The sequence below is a fragment of the Pseudomonas sp. GL-RE-26 genome (assembly GCF_019956275.1).
In the GTDB taxonomy this organism is placed as follows: domain Bacteria; phylum Pseudomonadota; class Gammaproteobacteria; order Pseudomonadales; family Pseudomonadaceae; genus Aquipseudomonas; species Aquipseudomonas grandcourensis.
Window position 1 is genome coordinate 17,449 of sequence record NZ_JAHBDI010000037.1, and the last position, 18,108, is coordinate 35,556.

15 protein-coding genes are annotated in these 18,108 nt (G+C 59.2%); 5 read left to right on the forward strand and 10 right to left on the reverse strand.

Annotated features, from left to right (window positions below):
- Window positions 1-147 precede the first annotated feature (147 nt).
- The 3 genes from zapE to KGB07_RS21150 form a co-directional block, all read right to left on the reverse strand.
- The gene (gene zapE, locus KGB07_RS21140; protein WP_223466465.1) at window positions 148-1,272 is read right to left on the reverse strand and encodes a cell division protein ZapE; all 1,125 of its coding nucleotides are present in this window, start codon (window positions 1,270-1,272) and stop codon (window positions 148-150) included.
- Between the two features lie 98 nt (window positions 1,273-1,370).
- Window positions 1,371-2,123: an anti-sigma factor family protein gene (locus tag KGB07_RS21145; protein ID WP_223466467.1), complete on the reverse strand. Its 753-nt coding sequence runs from the start codon at window positions 2,121-2,123 to the stop codon at window positions 1,371-1,373.
- The gene (locus tag KGB07_RS21150) at window positions 2,120-2,626 is read right to left on the reverse strand and encodes a sigma-70 family RNA polymerase sigma factor (RefSeq protein WP_046037786.1); all 507 of its coding nucleotides are present in this window, start codon (window positions 2,624-2,626) and stop codon (window positions 2,120-2,122) included. Before KGB07_RS21150 ends, KGB07_RS21145 begins: the two co-directional genes overlap by 4 nt.
- Before the next feature lie 163 nt (window positions 2,627-2,789).
- Here KGB07_RS21150 and KGB07_RS21155 point away from each other — a divergent pair, with 163 nt between their 5' ends.
- The 3 genes from KGB07_RS21155 to KGB07_RS21165 all read left to right on the forward strand — a co-directional run bounded on the left by KGB07_RS21155 (window position 2,790) and on the right by KGB07_RS21165 (window position 5,927).
- The gene (locus KGB07_RS21155; RefSeq protein WP_223466468.1) at window positions 2,790-3,875 is read left to right on the forward strand and encodes a catalase family peroxidase; all 1,086 of its coding nucleotides are present in this window, start codon (window positions 2,790-2,792) and stop codon (window positions 3,873-3,875) included.
- Window positions 3,872-4,417: a cytochrome b gene (locus tag KGB07_RS21160; protein WP_223466469.1), complete on the forward strand. Its 546-nt coding sequence runs from the start codon at window positions 3,872-3,874 to the stop codon at window positions 4,415-4,417. Before KGB07_RS21155 ends, KGB07_RS21160 begins: the two co-directional genes overlap by 4 nt.
- A 166-nt stretch (window positions 4,418-4,583) precedes the next feature.
- Window positions 4,584-5,927, forward strand: a complete 1,344-nt coding sequence (locus KGB07_RS21165; protein ID WP_080925246.1) for a hypothetical protein — start codon at window positions 4,584-4,586, stop codon at window positions 5,925-5,927.
- Window positions 5,928-6,043: 116 nt separating this feature from the next.
- Here KGB07_RS21165 and KGB07_RS21170 read toward each other — a convergent pair whose 3' ends face one another.
- Window positions 6,044-7,195, reverse strand: coding sequence for a M14-type cytosolic carboxypeptidase (locus tag KGB07_RS21170; protein WP_223466471.1), 1,152 nt, complete (start codon window positions 7,193-7,195; stop codon window positions 6,044-6,046).
- 487 nt (window positions 7,196-7,682) lie between these two features.
- Window positions 7,683-8,024, reverse strand: a complete 342-nt coding sequence (locus KGB07_RS21175) for a DUF6124 family protein (RefSeq protein WP_046037792.1) — start codon at window positions 8,022-8,024, stop codon at window positions 7,683-7,685.
- A gap of 129 nt (window positions 8,025-8,153) precedes the next feature.
- Here KGB07_RS21175 and KGB07_RS21180 point away from each other — a divergent pair, with 129 nt between their 5' ends.
- Window positions 8,154-8,801 carry a LexA family protein gene (locus KGB07_RS21180; RefSeq protein ID WP_046037793.1) on the forward strand — a complete coding sequence of 216 codons (648 nt, stop codon included), beginning with the start codon at window positions 8,154-8,156 and terminating at the stop codon, window positions 8,799-8,801.
- 39 nt (window positions 8,802-8,840) lie between these two features.
- Here KGB07_RS21180 and KGB07_RS21185 read toward each other — a convergent pair whose 3' ends face one another.
- The 4 genes from KGB07_RS21185 to KGB07_RS21200 form a co-directional block, all read right to left on the reverse strand.
- Window positions 8,841-10,796: an acetyl/propionyl/methylcrotonyl-CoA carboxylase subunit alpha gene (locus tag KGB07_RS21185; protein ID WP_046037795.1), complete on the reverse strand. Its 1,956-nt coding sequence runs from the start codon at window positions 10,794-10,796 to the stop codon at window positions 8,841-8,843.
- Window positions 10,796-11,608: a gamma-carboxygeranoyl-CoA hydratase gene (locus KGB07_RS21190; protein ID WP_085718284.1), complete on the reverse strand. Its 813-nt coding sequence runs from the start codon at window positions 11,606-11,608 to the stop codon at window positions 10,796-10,798. Before KGB07_RS21190 ends, KGB07_RS21185 begins: the two co-directional genes overlap by 1 nt.
- 13 nt (window positions 11,609-11,621) lie before the next feature.
- Entirely contained in the window at window positions 11,622-13,226 is a 1,605-nt protein-coding gene (locus KGB07_RS21195) for a carboxyl transferase domain-containing protein (protein WP_223466472.1), read from the reverse strand.
- A 97-nt stretch (window positions 13,227-13,323) separates the two neighbouring features.
- Window positions 13,324-14,487: an isovaleryl-CoA dehydrogenase gene (locus tag KGB07_RS21200; RefSeq protein WP_046037799.1), complete on the reverse strand. Its 1,164-nt coding sequence runs from the start codon at window positions 14,485-14,487 to the stop codon at window positions 13,324-13,326.
- Window positions 14,488-14,818: 331 nt separating this feature from the next.
- Between KGB07_RS21200 and KGB07_RS21205 the strand changes: the two genes are divergently transcribed.
- Window positions 14,819-16,516, forward strand: a complete 1,698-nt coding sequence (locus tag KGB07_RS21205; RefSeq protein WP_046037801.1) for an AMP-binding protein — start codon at window positions 14,819-14,821, stop codon at window positions 16,514-16,516.
- Between the two features lie 682 nt (window positions 16,517-17,198).
- Here KGB07_RS21205 and KGB07_RS21210 read toward each other — a convergent pair.
- Window positions 17,199-18,098, reverse strand: coding sequence for a hydroxymethylglutaryl-CoA lyase (locus tag KGB07_RS21210; protein WP_046037803.1), 900 nt, complete (start codon window positions 18,096-18,098; stop codon window positions 17,199-17,201).
- Window positions 18,099-18,108: the final 10 nt, after the last annotated feature.

The window sequence follows — 18,108 nt, forward strand, 5'->3', positions numbered from 1 at the left end:
GGGCGACATGATAGCGGGAAAGATGTGGCGACTGTCAGGTCGCCTTCGCGAGCAGGCTCGCTCCCACACAAATCCATTGTAGGAGCGACGGTGCGACGATTCGACCTGCTCGCGAAGGGGTCAGTCTACGCAACAAAAAGCTATCGATCAGACCGGCTCGCTGACTTCGACCAGTTGCCCCAGTCGGCTGCGGGTGCGCGCCAGATCAATGGCATCGCCATCCAGGCTTTCGCGCAATGAGTGCTGCCCGAGCAACGTCAGGTGCTTGTCCTGGTCGTACAGCACGTCGATGAGATTGATAAAGCGCTGCTGGGCGGCAATCGTGCAATCGCCCAGCAGTGGCAGTTCATCGATGATCCAGCGGTCGAACTGGCGGCACAGTTCCAGATAATCCATCACCGCCGTGGGCTGATCGCACAAATCGGTGAAGGTAAAACCGATGTCGCGCCCTTCGCACAAGCGCGCTCGCAAATGCCGGGTGCCCACCGGCAACGAAACAGGTGGGGCATTGCGCCTGGGCAGGCTCAGCGATTGTCGTTGCGCCACGCTCGCCGGCCAGACGTAGTGACCTTGAGTGAACAACTGATGCGCATGGGTCCGGGCCTGGCTGCGATAGTCGTGGGGCCCGCCGACTTCCATCACCTGCATGCGCGCATTGATCAGGTCGATCACCGGTTTGAAGCGTGCGTGGTACAGCGGATTGGGCAGCAGGCCTTCGGGCGGGTAATTGGAGGTGATCAGCAACAGGATGCCGCGCTGAAACAGCGCCTTGAACAACCGGGTGATGAGCATCGCATCGCCGATGTCGTGCACATGGAACTCATCGAAACACAGCACCCGGCAATCACTGAGCAGTTCATCGAGGGCGATCGCCAGGGCGTCGGCCTGTTCGCGGTGTTCGAACATGCCCTGGTGCAGTTGGGCGAAAAACTGATGGAAGTGCAGGCGTTGTTTTTGCGCGAGGGGAATGGCCCGGAAAAAACCGTCGAGCAACCAGCTTTTGCCACGCCCCACGGCACCATGCAGGTAAAGGCCGGGAAGGGGTTTCGGCGCAGTGCCCATCAGCATGCAGGCATGCCGGGCCATGCAGTCGATCACCCGCTGTTGGCTGTGACTGAGGGTGTAGCCCTGGGCATGGGCCTGATGGCGAAAGTAGTCGTGAATGACTTGGCCTGCCGCGGCGCTGCCGGCAGCCGGTACCTTGCCGAGAAGGCGACGCAACGTTTGCCAGCGCGATTTGATTGGCGATCGGTTGGGCGGTCGAACGGCCACTGGGGTATCACCTCTGGTGTGCGGGCGGGCTCTTTGTGCTGCGGCGCGATAGTGTAACCAGAGCAGGGAATCTGCTTCCAGCGGTGTCGGCGTATCGTTCAAAACTGTGCGGTTTTGCTGAGCATCCGCGCCGCCGGTGTATCCGCCGGGCTGACCATCGCATAGTTGTAGCCACTTCCCGACCAGTACTCGGCCTGCAACTCGCCATCACTGCGACTGCCCCTTGGCAGCAGAAAGTTTTTCGGCCCTGGCGGGCGCACATAGAAACTGATTTTCTGCCCACTCTGATCCTCGTAGACCACCATTGCCGCAGGGCCTTGCTCGGTACTCAGCAAACGCCCGCTGGCCGGCTTGAACCCGGCACCCGAGAGGTCGGGCAGGCGATTGGCCTGGGTGAAGTAGCGGTCGAGCCAACCCTGCATGTCGCCGTTGTCACTGGCCTGGTAATCCGCCGGCAGGAGGCCTTGCTGGGCAATCAGGCGATACGCCTGCAGGGCATCGGTCATCGGCAGTTGGGGGCTCGCCAGTGTCATCTCCCGCGCTTGCCAACCGCTGAAACCGCCGACGCTGACGGCGATGAGCAACACCGCGGCACTGGCCAGGTGTCGACGGGATTGGCGTTTGAGGCGCTGGCGTATCACCGCCGGATCCAGGTCCGGGTTCGAGGGTTGTTGCAAGGCACCACTCAGGGCTGCACGCAGTGTCTGGGCATCCTGCTGCCAGGCGCGCACTTGCGCGGCCACCTGCGGGTCAGTGGCCAGAAAGGTCTCGACCAGGCGTCGGTCAGCGTCGCTCAGTTGGTGGTCGACGTAGGCGTGCAGGTCTCGCTCGCTGGGGGGCATGCTGATCATTTGAGTCTCCGCAGGGAAGGGCGATTGATTTCGCCTTCGCTGAGTTGGCGCAGGGCCTGGCGAGCCCGGGACAGGCGGGACATCACGGTGCCGGTGGGTACGTCGAGAATCTCGGCGACCTCTTTGTAACTCAAGCCTTCCACCGACACCCAGAGCAGCAGCGCGCGTTGCTCGGTGGGCAGCCGGTCGAAGGCGTTGAGGGTCGATTGTGCAATCACGGTGCGCTCCACCGAGGGCTGGGCATCGTCACGCCCGGTGAAGAACTCGAGCATGCGCGCATAGCGCCGGGAGCGGCGGTGCGCATCGAGAAACTGCCGATAGAGAATCGAGAACAGCCAGGCGCGCAAGTCGCCCTCGGCGCGTTTGCCAGCCCAACTCGAGAGTGCCCGCTCCAGGCTCGCCTGCACCAGGTCGTCAGCGCTGCTGGTGTTGCGCGTCAACGACACGGCAAACCGCCGCATTCCGGGAATGATTTCTCTGAGTTGTTCGTCGATATCGTTCATGAAGTTCTGGCTAGTCACTACGCTGGACTGTGGACCAGGAAGACGCCCGGCATTCGAGGTTATTCCACGTCAGAAAAAATAAAAACCGCGCGTGGGAATAAACCTGCGTGGGGTTCGTCTGCTTGATTCTTCTCACTTGTGGCCGATGGCCCTGGAGTCTTTCATGGTAGATCGATCATCACCGCCAACCCGGCCACCCTTGAGTGCGGCGAGCCTGACGTTGCGCCTGGCTGGCATTGCCGTGGTCGTTGCCGTTGTGGCTGGGGCGTTTGCCTACGTCAACGGCACCTTTGACCCACAGCGCCTGACCCCGAAGAAACTGATCAACGTGCTGGAAACCAACAACGGCGTGCATCCGGGTTTCCGTCGCAACCATTCCAAAGGCGTGTGCGTGATCGGGCATTTCGAGAGCAGCGGTGAGGCGCGCAGCTATTCCACCGCCCAGGTGTTCAACGAAGCGCGGACGCCGGTGGTCGGGCGTTTTGCCTTGCCGGCCGGAAACCCCTATGCACCGGACAGTGCCGTGCCGATCCGCAGCTTGGCATTGCGCTTCAATCAGGCCAACGGCCAGCAATGGCGCACCGGGATGAACAGCATGCCGGTGTTCCCGGTCGGCACGCCCGAGGCGTTCTATCAATTGCAGCAGGCGCAGTCACCGGACCCGGCTACCGGCAAGCCGAACCCTACGGCGGTTCCGGCGTTTTTCGGTGCGCATCCGGAAGCCGCACCGTTCCTGGCCTGGATCAAGACCGCCAAGCCGTCAGCCAGTTACGTCACGGAGACCTATAACAGCGTCAACGCGTTCTATCTGGTGAGCGCCACCGGACAGCGTCAGGCCGTGCGCTGGAGCATGGTGCCGGTGGCTCAAGATGCGCCGGGGGCTGCGGCGCTGGAGGGGACCGATTTTCTGGAGAAAGACCTGGTTCAGCGCATTGCCGCAGGGCCATTGCGTTGGCAGTTGAACATCATCCTGGCCAATCCTGGCGATCCAGTGAACGACGCCAGCAAAGCCTGGCCCGACGGGCGCAAAGTGTTGAACGCGGGCACCCTGGTGCTGGAAAAAACTCAGCCGCAGCTCAATGGCGAATGCCGTGACATCAACTACGACCCATTGGTATTGCCCGCTGGCATCGAAGGTTCCGACGACCCGTTGCTCGCCGCTCGCTCAGCCGGTTACGCCAATTCCTACCTGCGTCGCACGAGCGAAGTCAGCCAGTTGCCCGCCGCCAAACAGGAGGCCCAGCAATGAGCACTCAACCGAACCACTTCGCTCCATTGGCGCGTCTGCTGCACTGGCTGATGGCGCTGATGATCATCGCCATGCTGTTTATCGGCGCCGGTATGGTTGCCTCAGTCTCTGAGCGGCATGAATGGCTGATTCATCTGCACAAACCCTTGGGCGTCGCGATCTTGCTGCTGGTGATCGTGCGGCTGGTGGTGCGTTTCTCCACCACGCAACCGCCGCTGCCGGCGGATCTGCCGGGTGTGCAAGTACTGGCGGCCAAAGCTTCGCATGTCTTGTTGTATGCATTGATGCTGGTCTTGCCGCTGCTGGGCTGGGCGATGATTTCGGCATCGGGCGAGCCGGTGATGCTCAGCAGTTCGTTGCAGTTGCCATCGATTGTGCCGGCGAACGCGCAGCTGTTTGCGTTTTTACGCAAGGCCCATGGGTATCTGGCGTACCTGCTGTTTCTGACGGTGTTGCTGCATTTGGCGGCCGCGTTGTTTCACGGCTGGGTGCGGCGGGATGATGTGCTGGACAGCATGTTGCGGGGCAAGGATCGCGGGTGATTCAAAAGGGTATTACGAGCCTTTTTTTTGCTGAGAACGGCTCGCGCACCTGTCAACTTTGACAGTTTCGCTTCCCTAAAAAAGCGCGCTCAATGCTCGCAGACTGCAGTGGCCCCCAATGAGGTCAGTCCAACAGCACTGATCGTGTTATTCAGGGAGTCAGGTCATGTTCAAAAATGCAGATATGTGGTTCATGCGGCGTGTTTCTTTGGCGCTGTCGATTGTGTCATTGGCCGGGTTGCTCGGGGCCTGCGTGCATTCGTCTCCGCCAGATCCTGTTGGGCCGAAAAGTTGGGTTGTGGAGAATGTGGCGAGTAAAACGACGGCAGAATTGTATGCGGACGCAATTAAACCGGGGGTGTTTGAACGGTCGAGTTCGAAGGTGATTGATGGTTATACCGTTGAGAGCGGGAATTTGAGGATGCCGGATAAGTCGGTGGGGGCATTGGTTACGGTCAGGTCTACCGATGGCAGTCTTACGGCGCAGATTGAGCAACCCGACAAAAGTGGTTTGCTGGTGATCAATAAAAGAGGTGAGGCGCGTTTTATTCAATATTCTCGTCAGCATTACCCATTATCGGATGCTGTAGTAGAAAAACAAAAAACAGTACCCACAAAATCGAAGTCCTCCGAGGTTGCAGCGCCATATGTCATTGATATGTTTGTTGGCTATTCGCGAAATGCTGCTAACTGGGTTGGAGGGGGTGTTCATGCTCATGCATTATCTTTAGTGGAGAATCTAAATTTAGTACTACGCAATTCTCTCGTGTCTGGTGTTTCGATGAGGCTGGTTGGGACGCAAATAGTTGAGCACGATTATTATATTAGCGGTCAAACATTATCCGAGTTGCGCAGTATTTTTGCCGCAGGTATAGCGGAGTTTGAACCGGATATGATTTACGGTGCGTTTGGTCAGCATGAGGGGGATGTTGCTGGTGGTATTGCATACATATCAAGTAATCTTGCAATTGGAGTGCCTACCCCAGAATTGTTTCGCCATGAGGTTGGGCATAATGTCGGAGGTGTACATTGCCACAAGGATGGAGGTGCATCTGTTCCTTATGGCTATGGTTACGATAATGGTAAGACAGGCACTGCTCAATGTGGTACTTTTTTTCCGTATTACTCGAATCCCGATCTCAGAGATGCTTTCAACTTACCACTAGGTGACGCGGCGACTGCCGATATGGCCAGAGTCTGGCGCGAGAATGCTGAACGACTTTCATCCTATGCCCATTTTACTCCGAAACCCCCTACAGGATTCCGGTCTGATAATAATTCCTATGGAAGTATCAGTTTTGTCTGGGATCAATCTCCGCGTGCTGTGAAGTATGAAATATGGGGGCGGGATGATATATTGCTGCCGCCAAAAAAATACGGTGAATTCTCAACGCTGAGTGGAACGATTGTTAATGTTCCTAGTGGTCTTAGGCCTTATCATTTGGTTGCAGTTTATGCTGGTGGGGGGAGATCTCCGAATAGCAATGTTGTAACCGCTAAGCCTTACTAAATTTTATGTTGGAATGATGAGAGGTTTCGTATAGAGGTCTTTCTTCCGGCGTGTATTTTGATTTTGGAAAAACAAACATGACCTCTTAATAGGTCATGTTTGTTTTTAGTGAGGATTTAACGCAGCGTATCAACCATATCCGCCACAGTCGTTAAAACATCCTTGCCCAACTGCTTCGAGCGCTTGCCCGACCAGCCCGTCAACGGATTCGGATGATCGTCGTGATCCTTGAACGGCATTTCCAGGGTCAGCGACAGGCAGTCGTACTTCTGGCCCACGCTGTTGCAGGCCAGCGTCATGTTGGCCTGGCCCGGCTCGTCGCGGGTGTAGCCGTACTTGGTCTGGAAGTCTTTGGTGGTGTGCTTCAGGTGGCTGCGGAATTGTTCTTCGAGCTTTTCGATCCGTGGCGTGTAGCCTGGATTACCTTCGCAACCGGCGGTGAACACGTGAGGAATTTCCTCATCACCGTGAGCGTCGAGGAACAGATCGACGCCGTACTTTTCCATCTGCTGCTGTACGAAAAAGACTTCCGGGCTGATTTCCTGGCTGGCGTTCTGCCAGGCGCGGTTCAGGTCCTGGCCCATGGCGTTGGTGCGCAGGTGACCGTGGAACGCGCCATCCGGGTTCATGTTTGGCACCAGGTACAGGTCGGCGCTGGCCAGCAGTTTGTTCAGCACCGGGTCGTCGTGCTTTTCCAGGCGCTCGATCACGCCTTCCATGAACCACTCGGCCATGTGCTCGCCCGGATGTTGCTGGGCGATGATCCACACTTTGCGCTGGCCTTCGGCACCGGTGCCTTTGCGCAATAACTGGATGTCGCGCCCTTCGACACTCTTGCCGGTGGCCAGCAGTTCGGTGCCGGCCTTGGTCAGCGCCTGCTCGATCAGCCAGTCGTGGCGACCACGGCTGTAGGGTTCGAAGTAGGCGAACCAGGCGTGGGTCTGCTCAGCTTCGAGGCTGAAGCGCAGGCAGTCGCCTTCGAAGATGGTCGGTATGCGGAACCAGTTGACGTGATCGTAGGATGCCACCGCCTGATAGCCGGTCCAGGCCTTGTTATAGGAGGATTGGCTGGCATTGTTCAGGCGAAACCAGTGCTCCTGGCCGACATGCAGGCCGCTGGCCTTGAAGTGGAACCATTGGAAATGGTTGCTTTTGGTATCAGGGCGGATCGCCAGCAGGGGCTTGAGCGGGTCGCTGAGGTCGATCACCTGGATGTTGCCGCTGTCGAAGTTGGCACTGATGTCGAAAGAGGATTTAGCCACGGCCATAATCGGGTCCTGAATATGATTTTTTATGGCGGCTACTTTACACGCAAGAGTGGGGTGAAACCGAGGGAAATTGCGGGGTGCAGAGGTGGGGGGCGTCCTCCTTGACGCCGCCGCAGCTTAGAGACTGTGCGACTGATTCTCAAGTGCTATCTGTCGCTGGTTTGAACCAATGATGCCGGGCTTCTCTCGCCAACCGGCATTCTTTTGATATCATCCGCGCCATCGAATTTGCGGCACCCAAAGACTTCATTAGCCTGAAGCCAAAGCCAGGAAAAACTGGCAAAAAAAGACCCGGCAAAAAGCCGGGTCAAAAACCGTGATTAGCCTGATGAGGAGATAGTCCAGGAGACCGACCTAAGGTCACCTGGTCCATCGACTGATCTCGCGACCAGTTGGTGAAATAATAATCATTCTCGTTTGAAGATCAAGCGTTTTTACCTGCGCGAAAGGAAAACTCTTTCCTGTCCTCTCGATTTGCCTTCTCACCTCAACCGTTTTCATACTTCTCCAGCGATCGATCGACCATCGCCTTGGCCATGTCGATCATGTGCACCGTCGAAAACGCCAGGTCGCGGTTTGCGCCTTGCAGGTGACTGGCTGACTCGTACGCGGTGGCGGCAGCACAGCGCAACAGGTCCAGGGCATGGACCAGCGCCTCTTCGCCGCTGATATTGCGGTTCACATCAAAAAAACGCGGCTCGGCCACTTCCTCCGAAATAGCTGGTTTCAAGTAATAGTCCAGCGCGCGTTGTGCCGCCGCAGAGTCCAGGGGCGAGGTGAAGGTGTTGTCGATTTGCATGTCCGGGCGGTCATTGGTGGGTTGGTTCATGGCGATGGCAAGCTCCGTGTTAGATTCAGATCCGTGGATTGATCCTAATACGAACTGTATTTGTGACGACAATTTAAATACTACATTTTGTGTTTTGATGGCTGGAGTCGCCCACGTATCGTGCCGCACATGGATAAATGGATTGAATTGGTCAAGGCCAAAATGAGTGAGCTCAAAATCACTCAAGAGATACTCGCCGAGCGCCTCGGGATGTCCCAGGGCGGCATTGGCCACTGGCTCAACAAACGTCGTGAACCCGGCATCGAAGACATGAACCGTGTGCTGCGGGCGCTGGGCCTTGAGTTTCTCGAAGTGGCGCTGGTGATCCGGGAACCGCAGGTGTCAACGGACGACGAAATTCCCCTGACACAAAAGTACAACCCGTACTTTCGCTACCCGGTCAGTGACTGGCGCGAACCTGCCGAAGTGCGCGACGGCGAGGTTGCGGTGTATGGAAAAGGGCACTTTGAACTGTCCGATTACCACGCCCGGGGGCCGGCATTCTGGTTGAGAGTGGCAGGCGATGCGATGACCGCACCTAATGGCATCAGCATCCCGGAAGGCATGCTGATCCTGGTGGACCCGGCGGTGGATGCCGAGCCTGGCAAACTGGTCATTGCCCAGTGGCCGGACAGCACCGAAGCCACGTTCCGCAAGCTCATCGAAGAGGGCGGGCAGCGTTATCTGGTCCCGCTCAATCCGACGTATCCGAAAGCCTTGTACACCGAAGAATGTCGAATCATCGGCGTAGTGGTTCAGGCAACGGCCAAGTTCTGATCAGATCGGTCCTCGCGATGCGTAGGACCGATCTTCATTTCACGCTTCTTCCAGTTCGACCAGTGCACTGCCTTCGCTGACCATTTCGCCTTCCTGGCAATACAGCGCCTTGATCACCCCGGCGTGGGGCGCGCGGATGCTGTGCTCCATCTTCATCGCTTCCAGTACCACCAATTGCGCCCCGGCTTCGACCGATTGCCCGGCTTCCACCAACACCCGGACGATGCTGCCGTTCATGGGGGCGGTCAGCCCGCCCTGATGACTGTGGCTGGCCTCGACGGCGCTGATCGGGTCGTAAGCCTCGATGCGGTGCAACTCGCCATCCCACTGCAAATACACATGTTCGCCACGGCGTATCGCGCGGTGTTGACGGCGCACACCCGCCTGTTCGGTCAGCAGATGTTCGCCCTTGAGCCGAGCGCTGTGGGCATTGATGTCGCCCAGCGTCAGCGCCCGGTCCTGGCCTTCACAGCTCAGGTGAAGGGTGATTTCTCTCGGCAATCCAGCGCGCAGCCCGTTACCCGTCGCCCACGGCGAACTCGGGTCATCGGCGCGGGTGGCAGGCGGCTGGCTCTGGGCAAACGCCTGGGCGGCGGCCTGCCAGAAATCATCGCTGAGTTCCGCTGGCGCCGGCAGCAACTGCTCCTGATAGCGCGGAATGAAGCCGGTATCCAGTTCAGCAGCGGCAAATGCCGGGTGGCCGATGATGCGTCGCAGGAAATTGATGTTGGTCTTCAGCCCGCCAATGGCGAATTCGTCGAGCATGCTCAGCAGGCGCAAGCGCGCCTGTTCACGATCTTCGCCCCAGGCAATCAACTTGCCGAGCATCGGATCGTAGAACGGCGAGATCTCGTCGCCTTCTTCAACGCCGCTGTCCACTCGACGCCCCGGCCCTTGGGCGGATTCGCGATACAACTCCAGACGACCGGTCGCCGGCAGGAAATCATTACCCGGGTCTTCGGCATACAGCCGCACTTCGATCGCGTGGCCCACCAGCGGTACCTGGTCCTGAGTCATGGGCAAGGCTTCGCCCCGTGCCACGCGAATCTGCCAGGCCACCAGGTCGAGGCCAGTGATGGCTTCGGTGACCGGGTGTTCCACTTGCAGGCGGGTGTTCATCTCCATGAAGAAGAACTCGCCGCGCGCATCCAGCAAAAATTCCACGGTGCCGGCACCGACATAACCGATGGCCTGGGCCGAACGGACAGCGGCTTCACCCATGGCACGCCGCAACTCCGGGCTCAGTCCTGGCGCCGGGGCTTCTTCGACGACTTTCTGGTGACGGCGTTGAATCGAGCAGTCACGTTCGTTGAGGTACAGGCAGTTGCCGTGCTGGTCGGCGAAAATCTGGATTTCCACGTGACGTGGCTTGAGCAGATATTTCTCCACCAGCATCCGCGAATCGCCGAACGACGATTGCGCCTCACGCTGGGCCGAGGCCAGGGCTTCGGCCAGTTGGCTGACGTCCTCGACCACTTTCATGCCTTTGCCGCCACCACCGGCCGTGGCCTTGAGCAACACCGGGTAGCCGATGCGGTCGCAGGCGGCGCGGAAGGTTTCCAGGTCCTGGGCTTCGCCGTGATAACCGGGCACCAGTGGCACGCCGGCGGTTTCCATCAAGGCTTTGGCGGCAGACTTGCTGCCCATGGAGTCGATGGCCGAGGCGGGCGGGCCGAGGAAGATCAGGCCGGCGTTTTCGATGGCGCGGGCGAACCCGGCGTTCTCCGACAAAAAGCCATAGCCGGGGTGAATCGCCTGGGCGCCGCTGACCTTGGCGGCAGCGATCAGTTTGTCGATCTGCAGATAACTGTCGGCGGCTTTGCTGCCGCCGAGGTCGACCCGAATGTCGGCTTCGCGACTGTGCCGGGCGTCACGGTCGGTGGCGCTGTGCACGGCCACGGTGGTCATGCCCAGGGCCTTGGCGGTACGCATCACACGGCAAGCGATTTCGCCACGGTTGGCCACCAGCAGGGTGGTGAGGACAGGTGCGCTCATCAACGGGGCTCCTTGGTGGTTTCGGCTTGCCAGCTCGGCGGACGTTTTTGCAGGAAGGCGCGCAGGCCTTCCTGGCCTTCGGGGCTGACGCGGATGCGGGCGATGGCGTTTTCGGTGTATCGGCGCAATGCCGGGGTCAGTGAGCCGTCGCCGACTTCGCGCAACAGATCCTTGCTGGCGCGCATCGCGGCCGGACTGTTGAGCAGCAGATTGTCGATCCATTGCTCGACTTTCTGTTCCAGCTCGGCACTTGCATAACTCTCCGACAACAAACCGATTTCCCGTGCCCGTTGCCCACCGAAACGCTCGGCGGTCAAGGCATAGCGACGGGTCGCGCGCTCGCCAATGGCTTGCACCACGAACGGGCTGATCACCGCTGGCGCCAGGCCGATGCGCACTTCCGAGAGGCAGAACTGCGCATCATCGGCGCCGATGGCCATGTCGCAGCAACTGATCAGGCCCAGGGCGCCACCAAAGGCTGCGCCTTGCACCACCGCCAGGGTCGGGACTTTCAGTTTGGCCAGGTTGTACATCAACTCCGCCAGCTCCCGGGCGTCATCGAGGTTGGTGGCGTAATCGAGTTCGGCCGATTGCTGCATCCAGGCAAGGTCGGCGCCGGCGCTGAAATGCTTGCCGCGACCACGCACGATCAGGAACCGCAGGCTGGCATCGCTCGCGACTTTGTCGAGGGCAAGGATCAGTTCGCGGATCATTTCGGCATTGAAGGCGTTGTTTTTTTCTTCACGGCTGAGCCAAAGGGTGGCAAACCCCCGGGGGTCGGTCAGCAGTTCGAGGGTGTTGAAGTCGCTCATGTTCTTCTCCCGATCACATCCGGAACACGCCGAAGCGGCTCGGTTCGATTGGCGCGTTCAACGACGCGGACAAGGCCAGGGCCAGTACGTCGCGGGTCTGGGCCGGGTCGATGACACCGTCGTCCCACAGGCGCGCGCTGGAATAGTAGGGGTGACCCTGTTCTTCGTATTGGTCGAGGATCGGTTGCTTGATCTCGGCTTCCTGCTCGGCGCTGAAACCCTGGCCGCTGCGTTCAGCCTGTTCGCGCTTGACCTGCACCAGCACGCCGGCCGCTTGTTCGGCACCCATCACGCCGATGCGCGCATTCGGCCACATCCACAAGAAGCGCGGATCGTAGGCGCGCCCGCACATGCCATAGTTACCGGCGCCGAAACTGCCGCCGATGATCACGGTGAACTTCGGCACCTTGGCGCATGCCACAGCCGTCACCAGTTTTGCGCCGTGCTTGGCGATGCCGCCGGCTTCGTACTTCTGGCCGACCATGAAGCCGGTGATGTTCTGCAGAAACAGCAGCGGGATGCCGCGCTGGCACGCCAGTTCGATGAAGTGCGCGCCTTTCTGCGCCGCTTCAGCGAACAGGATGCCGTTGTTGGCGAGGATCGCGATCGGGTAACCATGCAGGTAGGCAAAACCGCAGACCAGCGTTGTCCCGAACAGCGCCTTGAACTCGTCGAACACCGAACCATCCACCAGCCGCGCAATCACTTCGCGCACGTCGAACGGTTGCTTGGCGTCGGCCGGGACCACGCCGTACAACTCGTCACTGCTGTACAGCGGGGCGATCGGCGTACGTTGCTGAACCTCACCTTGCTTGCGCCAGTTGAGATTGGCGACGCTGCGGCGTGCCAGTGCCAGGGCGTGTTCATCGCTCTCGGCGTAATGGTCGGCCACCCCGGAAATCTTGCAATGTACATCGGCCCCGCCGAGGTCTTCGGCACTGACCACCTCACCGGTCGCGGCTTTCACCAGCGGTGGGCCGGCGAGGAAGATCGTCGCTTGCTCGCGGACCATGATCGCTTCGTCGGCCATCGCCGGTACATAGGCGCCGCCAGCGGTGCAGGAACCCATGACCACGGCAATCTGCGGAATGCCCATGGCGCTCATGTTGGCCTGATTGAAGAAGATCCGCCCGAAGTGCTCGCGGTCCGGAAACACTTCATCCTGGCGCGGCAGGTTGGCGCCGCCCGAATCCACCAGATAGATGCACGGCAGACGGTTCTGCTGGGCGATGGTCTGGGCGCGCAGGTGCTTTTTCACCGTCAGCGGGTAATACGATCCACCTTTCACCGTGGCGTCGTTGGCGACGATCATGCATTCGACGCCTTCTACCCGGCCGATCCCGGCAATCACGCCAGCTGCCGGAACGTCTTCGCCATACACCTCGTACGCAGCCAGTTGGCTGATCTCCAGAAACGGCGAACCTGGATCGAGCAAGCGGTTGATGCGCTCGCGAGGCAGCAGCTTGCCCCGCGAGGTGTGGCGTTCCTGAGCCTTCGGGCCGCCACCCTGCGCCACTTGGGCGAGCAGGGTGTGCAACGCGTCGACCTGCTTGAGCATCGCCGCACTGTTGGTGGCGAACTCCGCTGAACGGGGGTTGAGCTGGGTATGCAGGATCATGGCTTACTCCGTAAGCAGCTTTAAGCGGCAAGCTTCAAGCTGCAAGAGGATCGCTTCTGCTTGTCGCTTGAAGCTTGCCGCTTGCAGCTGACGAAATTCATTTCGTCTCGTTAAACAGTTCGCGACCGATCAGCATGCGACGGATCTCACTGGTGCCCGCGCCGATTTCGTACAGCTTGGCGTCACGCAACAGACGGCCGGCCGGGAATTCATTGATGTAGCCGTTGCCACCGAGAATCTGGATCGCGTCGAGGGCCATTTGCGTGGCGCGTTCGGCGCTGTAGAGGATCACCCCAGCGGCGTCCTTGCGTGTGGTTTCGCCGCGCTCGCAGGCCTGGGCCACGGCGTACAGGTAGGCGCGGCTGGCGTTGAGTTGGGTGTACATGTCGGCGACCTTGCCCTGGATCAGCTGGAATTCGCCGATGCTTTGGCCGAACTGCTTGCGGTCGTGGATGTACGGCACGATCAGGTCCATGCATGCCTGCATGATCCCGGTCGGGCCGCCGGAGAGTACGACGCGCTCGTAGTCGAGGCCACTCATCAGCACTTTCACGCCGCCGTTGAGTACGCCGAGGATGTTTTCTTCCGGCACTTCAACGTCATCGAAGAACAGCTCGCAGGTGTTCGAACCGCGCATGCCGAGCTTGTCGAATTTGTTGCTGCGGCTGAAGCCTTTCCAGTCGCGCTCGACGATGAAGGCGGTGATGCCATGAGGGCCTTTTTCCAGATCGGTCTTGGCGTAGATCACGTAGGTGTTGGCGTCCGGACCGTTGGTGATCCAGGTCTTGCTGCCGTTGAGCACGTACTTGTCGCCGCGTTTCTCGGCGCGCAGTTTCATCGACACCACGTCGGAACCGGCATTCGGCTCGCTCATGGCCAGGGCGCCGATGTGCTCGCCGCTGATCAGCTTGGGCAGGTACTTGGATTTCTGTTCGTGGTTGCCGTTGCGGTTGATCTGGTTGACGCACAGGTTGGAGTGCGCGCCGTAGGACAGCGCCACCGAAGCCGAGCCACGGCTGATTTCTTCCATGGCCACCACGTGGGCCAGGTAACCCAGGCCGGCACCGCCGTACTCTTCCGGCACGGTAATGCCCAAAAGGCCCATGTCGCCGAACTTGCGCCACAGGTCGGCGGGGAACAGGTTATCGATGTCGATCTGAGCGGCGCGCGGGGCGATCTCTTTGGCGACGAAGGACTGAACCTGATCGCGCAGCATGTCGATGGTTTCACCGAGGGCAAAATTCAGGGATGGATAGCTCATGGGTCACCTTTTGGCTTTTTTGTCGGTTGGTGAGACTGTCAATGGGTTCTCACCTTTACGTTAACGTAAGCCTGTGACGAATGGCTGTCAATCACCCTTTACGTTAACGTCAACTTGAGCGAGAGTAGAGGCAGTTCTGAATGATCGGCGTCGCTCTCCGTGGCGAGGGAGCTTGCTCCCGTTCGAGCGCGAAGCGGTCGCAAATCGATGATCGGGGTACATCAGGTAAATCCCGGTGGTTGATTTCACGACTGCTACGCAGCCGAGCGGGAGCAAGCTCCCTCGCCACAAAAAGCCGCGCTCCTACACAATAAAGACAATAGGGGTCGTCATGGATCAACCCAGTGCAAGCCCGCAACGCAGTTACACCCGAGGTTCCCAGGACAAAGCCTTGCTGGCGATGACCATTGGCCAGGCATTCGACAACACGGTTGCGCAGTACCAGGACGGGGAGGCGCTGGTGGTGCGCCACCAACAGCTGCGTTACACCTGGCGGCAATTGGCCGAGGCCGCGGACCTGCACGCCAGAGCACTGCTTGCGCTGGGCCTGCAAGCCGGGGACCGCCTGGGCATCTGGGCGCCGAACTGTGCGCAGTGGTGCATCAGCCAGATTGCCACCGCAAAAATCGGCGTGATCCTGGTCAACATCAACCCCGCCTATCGCAGTTCCGAACTCGAATACGTGTTGAAGCAGTCCGGCTGCCAATGGCTGGTGTGTGCCGGGGCCTTCAAGTCCTCGAACTATCACGCGATGCTGCAAGGCCTGGTGCCGGAGCTGGCCGAGCAATCCATCGGCAAACTGCACAGTGAACGCCTGCCGGAACTGCGCGGCGTCATCAGCCTGGATGCGCAGCCACCTTCTGGGTTCCTGCCATGGTCGCAACTGGCCGATCTGGCGGACAGTGTGACGGTCGAGCAACTGCATGAGCGCCAGGACAGCCTGCATTTCGATCAGCCGGTAAACATCCAGTACACCTCCGGCACCACCGGTTTCCCCAAGGGCGCGACCCTCAGTCACTACAACATTCTCAACAACGGTTACATGGTCGGCGAGAGCCTGGGTCTGACGGCGGCCGATCGCCTGGTGATCCCGGTGCCGCTGTATCACTGCTTCGGCATGGTCATGGGCAACCTCGGTTGCATCACCCATGGCAGTACGATGATTTACCCGAACGACGCATTCGATCCGTTACTGACCCTCGGCACCGTGGCCGAAGAAAAAGCCACGGCGCTGTACGGTGTGCCGACCATGTTTATCGCCATGCTCGATCAACCTCAGCGTGTCGGGTTCGACTTGTCGAGCCTGCGCACCGGGATCATGGCAGGCGCAACCTGTCCTATCGAGGTGATGCGCCGGGTCATCAGTGAAATGCACATGAGCGAAGTGCAGATTGCCTACGGCATGACGGAAACCAGTCCGGTGTCGTTGCAGACTGGTCCTTCAGACGACCTGGAACTGCGCGTGACCACCGTCGGCCGCACGCAGCCGCAACTGGAAAGCAAGATCATCGACGAGTCGGGCAACCTGGTGCCACGTGGCACCATCGGCGAACTGTGCACCCGCGGTTACAGCGTGATGCTCGGCTATTGGAACAACCCCGAAGGCACAGCGGACGCCATCGATCAGGCAGGGTGGATGCACACCGGTGACCTGGCGAGCATGAACGACGAGGGTTACGTGTGCATTGCCGGGCGCAACAAGGACATGATCATTCGCGGAGGTGAGAATATTTACCCACGGGAGCTTGAAGAGTTTTTCTTCACTCACCCGGCCGTTGCGGATGTGCAGGTGATTGGCATTCCTTGCTCGCGCTACGGTGAAGAGATTGTCGCCTGGATCAAGCTCCACCCCGGCCACAGCATCACCGAGCAAGAGCTGCAAACCTGGTGCAAGGAGCGCATCGCGCACTTCAAGACGCCACGTTACTTCAAGTTCGTCGAGGAGTTTCCGATGACGGTGACCGGCAAGATCCAGAAATTCCGGATGCGCGAGATCAGTATCGAGGAGTTGCGCGGGACCCGGGGCTGACCACAATCCCCTGTGGGAGCGAGCTTGCTCGCGATGAAGGTGTGACATTCAACATTTGTGCTGACTGATCCGCCGCCATCGCGAGCAAGCTCGCTCCCACAGGGATTGGTGTCAAACACGAATGCCAGACAGCACAAAGGGGAGCCGAAGCTCCCCTTTAATTTTCGTTGCGCGTGCTCTTTTTTTATTATTGAGGGTCGGTCTGTTTTTGTTTTTGGCAACCGTTGCCCTTTACCGCTGTTTTTGGCGATCCCCATTCGGGATCAAGAGCAAACGTATTTTTTTGAGCGCTGATCTACTTTCTCGCTGAGCGATCCAACCAGTACGGGAGCTACCTGAAGGTAGTTTTATTATTCTCTGTCCGGTTGCGGGTAACTCCGAAAAGCACCCTGAAAAGCACATCTTCTCCAAAAAAATCTGTTAGCTGCGTCTCTGCCGTGTTGTTTTTGTTATGTCAGAGTCGTTACGTCTTGTTTTTATTAGGTTTGCCGCAATTTTTTTATTCTTGTTGTGCGATAGATATAGCAGGAGGCGTGCCAACTTTTTAAAAGCCTTTAAAATCAACTATTTACAAATTTGTAGGGTTTTACGCGTCAGGCAAAACCCTAGATTTTGTTTCCGTGTTACTCGCTTGCGCCCACGTTTCAGACTCAGCGGTAACACCCGGACACACTCAGCGCATTCACTGTGCGCTGCGGGCCCTGGCTACGCGGGAACCGGTAGGGCGACCCAATACCGTGCAAATCTGCTGGCCGGCGAGCATCAAGGCGTCGAGGTCGATTCCGGTGTCGATGCCCAGGCCGTTGAGCAGGTAAACCACGTCTTCGGTGGCGACGTTACCGCTGGCGCCCTTGGCATAGGGGCAGCCGCCCAGACCGGCGATGGAGCTGTCGAACACCGAGATGCCTTCCAGCAGGCTGGCGTAGATGTTGGCCACAGCCTGGCCGTAGGTGTCGTGGAAGTGACCTGCGAGTTTCTCCCGGGGCACCTGCTTCGATACCACTTCAAACATCCTGCGGGTTGCGCCAGCGGTGCCGGTGCCGATGGTGTCCCCCAGCGAAACCTCATAGCAGCCCATGGCATACAACTCGCGAGCGACCACGGCGACCTGCTCCGGGGCGACGTTACCTTCATAGGGGCAGCCCAGCACGCAGGACACATACCCGCGCACTGTTACACCATGTTGTCTGGCGGCCTCCATGATCGGCCCGAAACGCTCCAGGCTTTCGCTGATCGAGCAATTGATGTTGCGCTGGGAAAACGCTTCGGATGCCGCCGCGAACACGGCCACTTCCTTGACTCCGGCGGCGAGGGCGTCTTCGAAACCGCGCAGGTTGGGGGCGAGTGCGCCGTAGACCACACCCGGTTTGCGTTGGATCTGCGCGAAGACCTCGGCGGAGCCGGCCATCTGCGGCACCCACTTGGGCGACACGAAACTGCCGACTTCTATATAGCCGAGCCCGGCTGCGGTCAGCGCGTCGACCAGTTGCACTTTGTCGGTAACACTGATGGGTTGGGCTTCATTTTGCAGGCCATCGCGTGGGCCGACTTCGACAATGCGTACGTGGGTGGGGAGGGGCATGGGGTTCGAC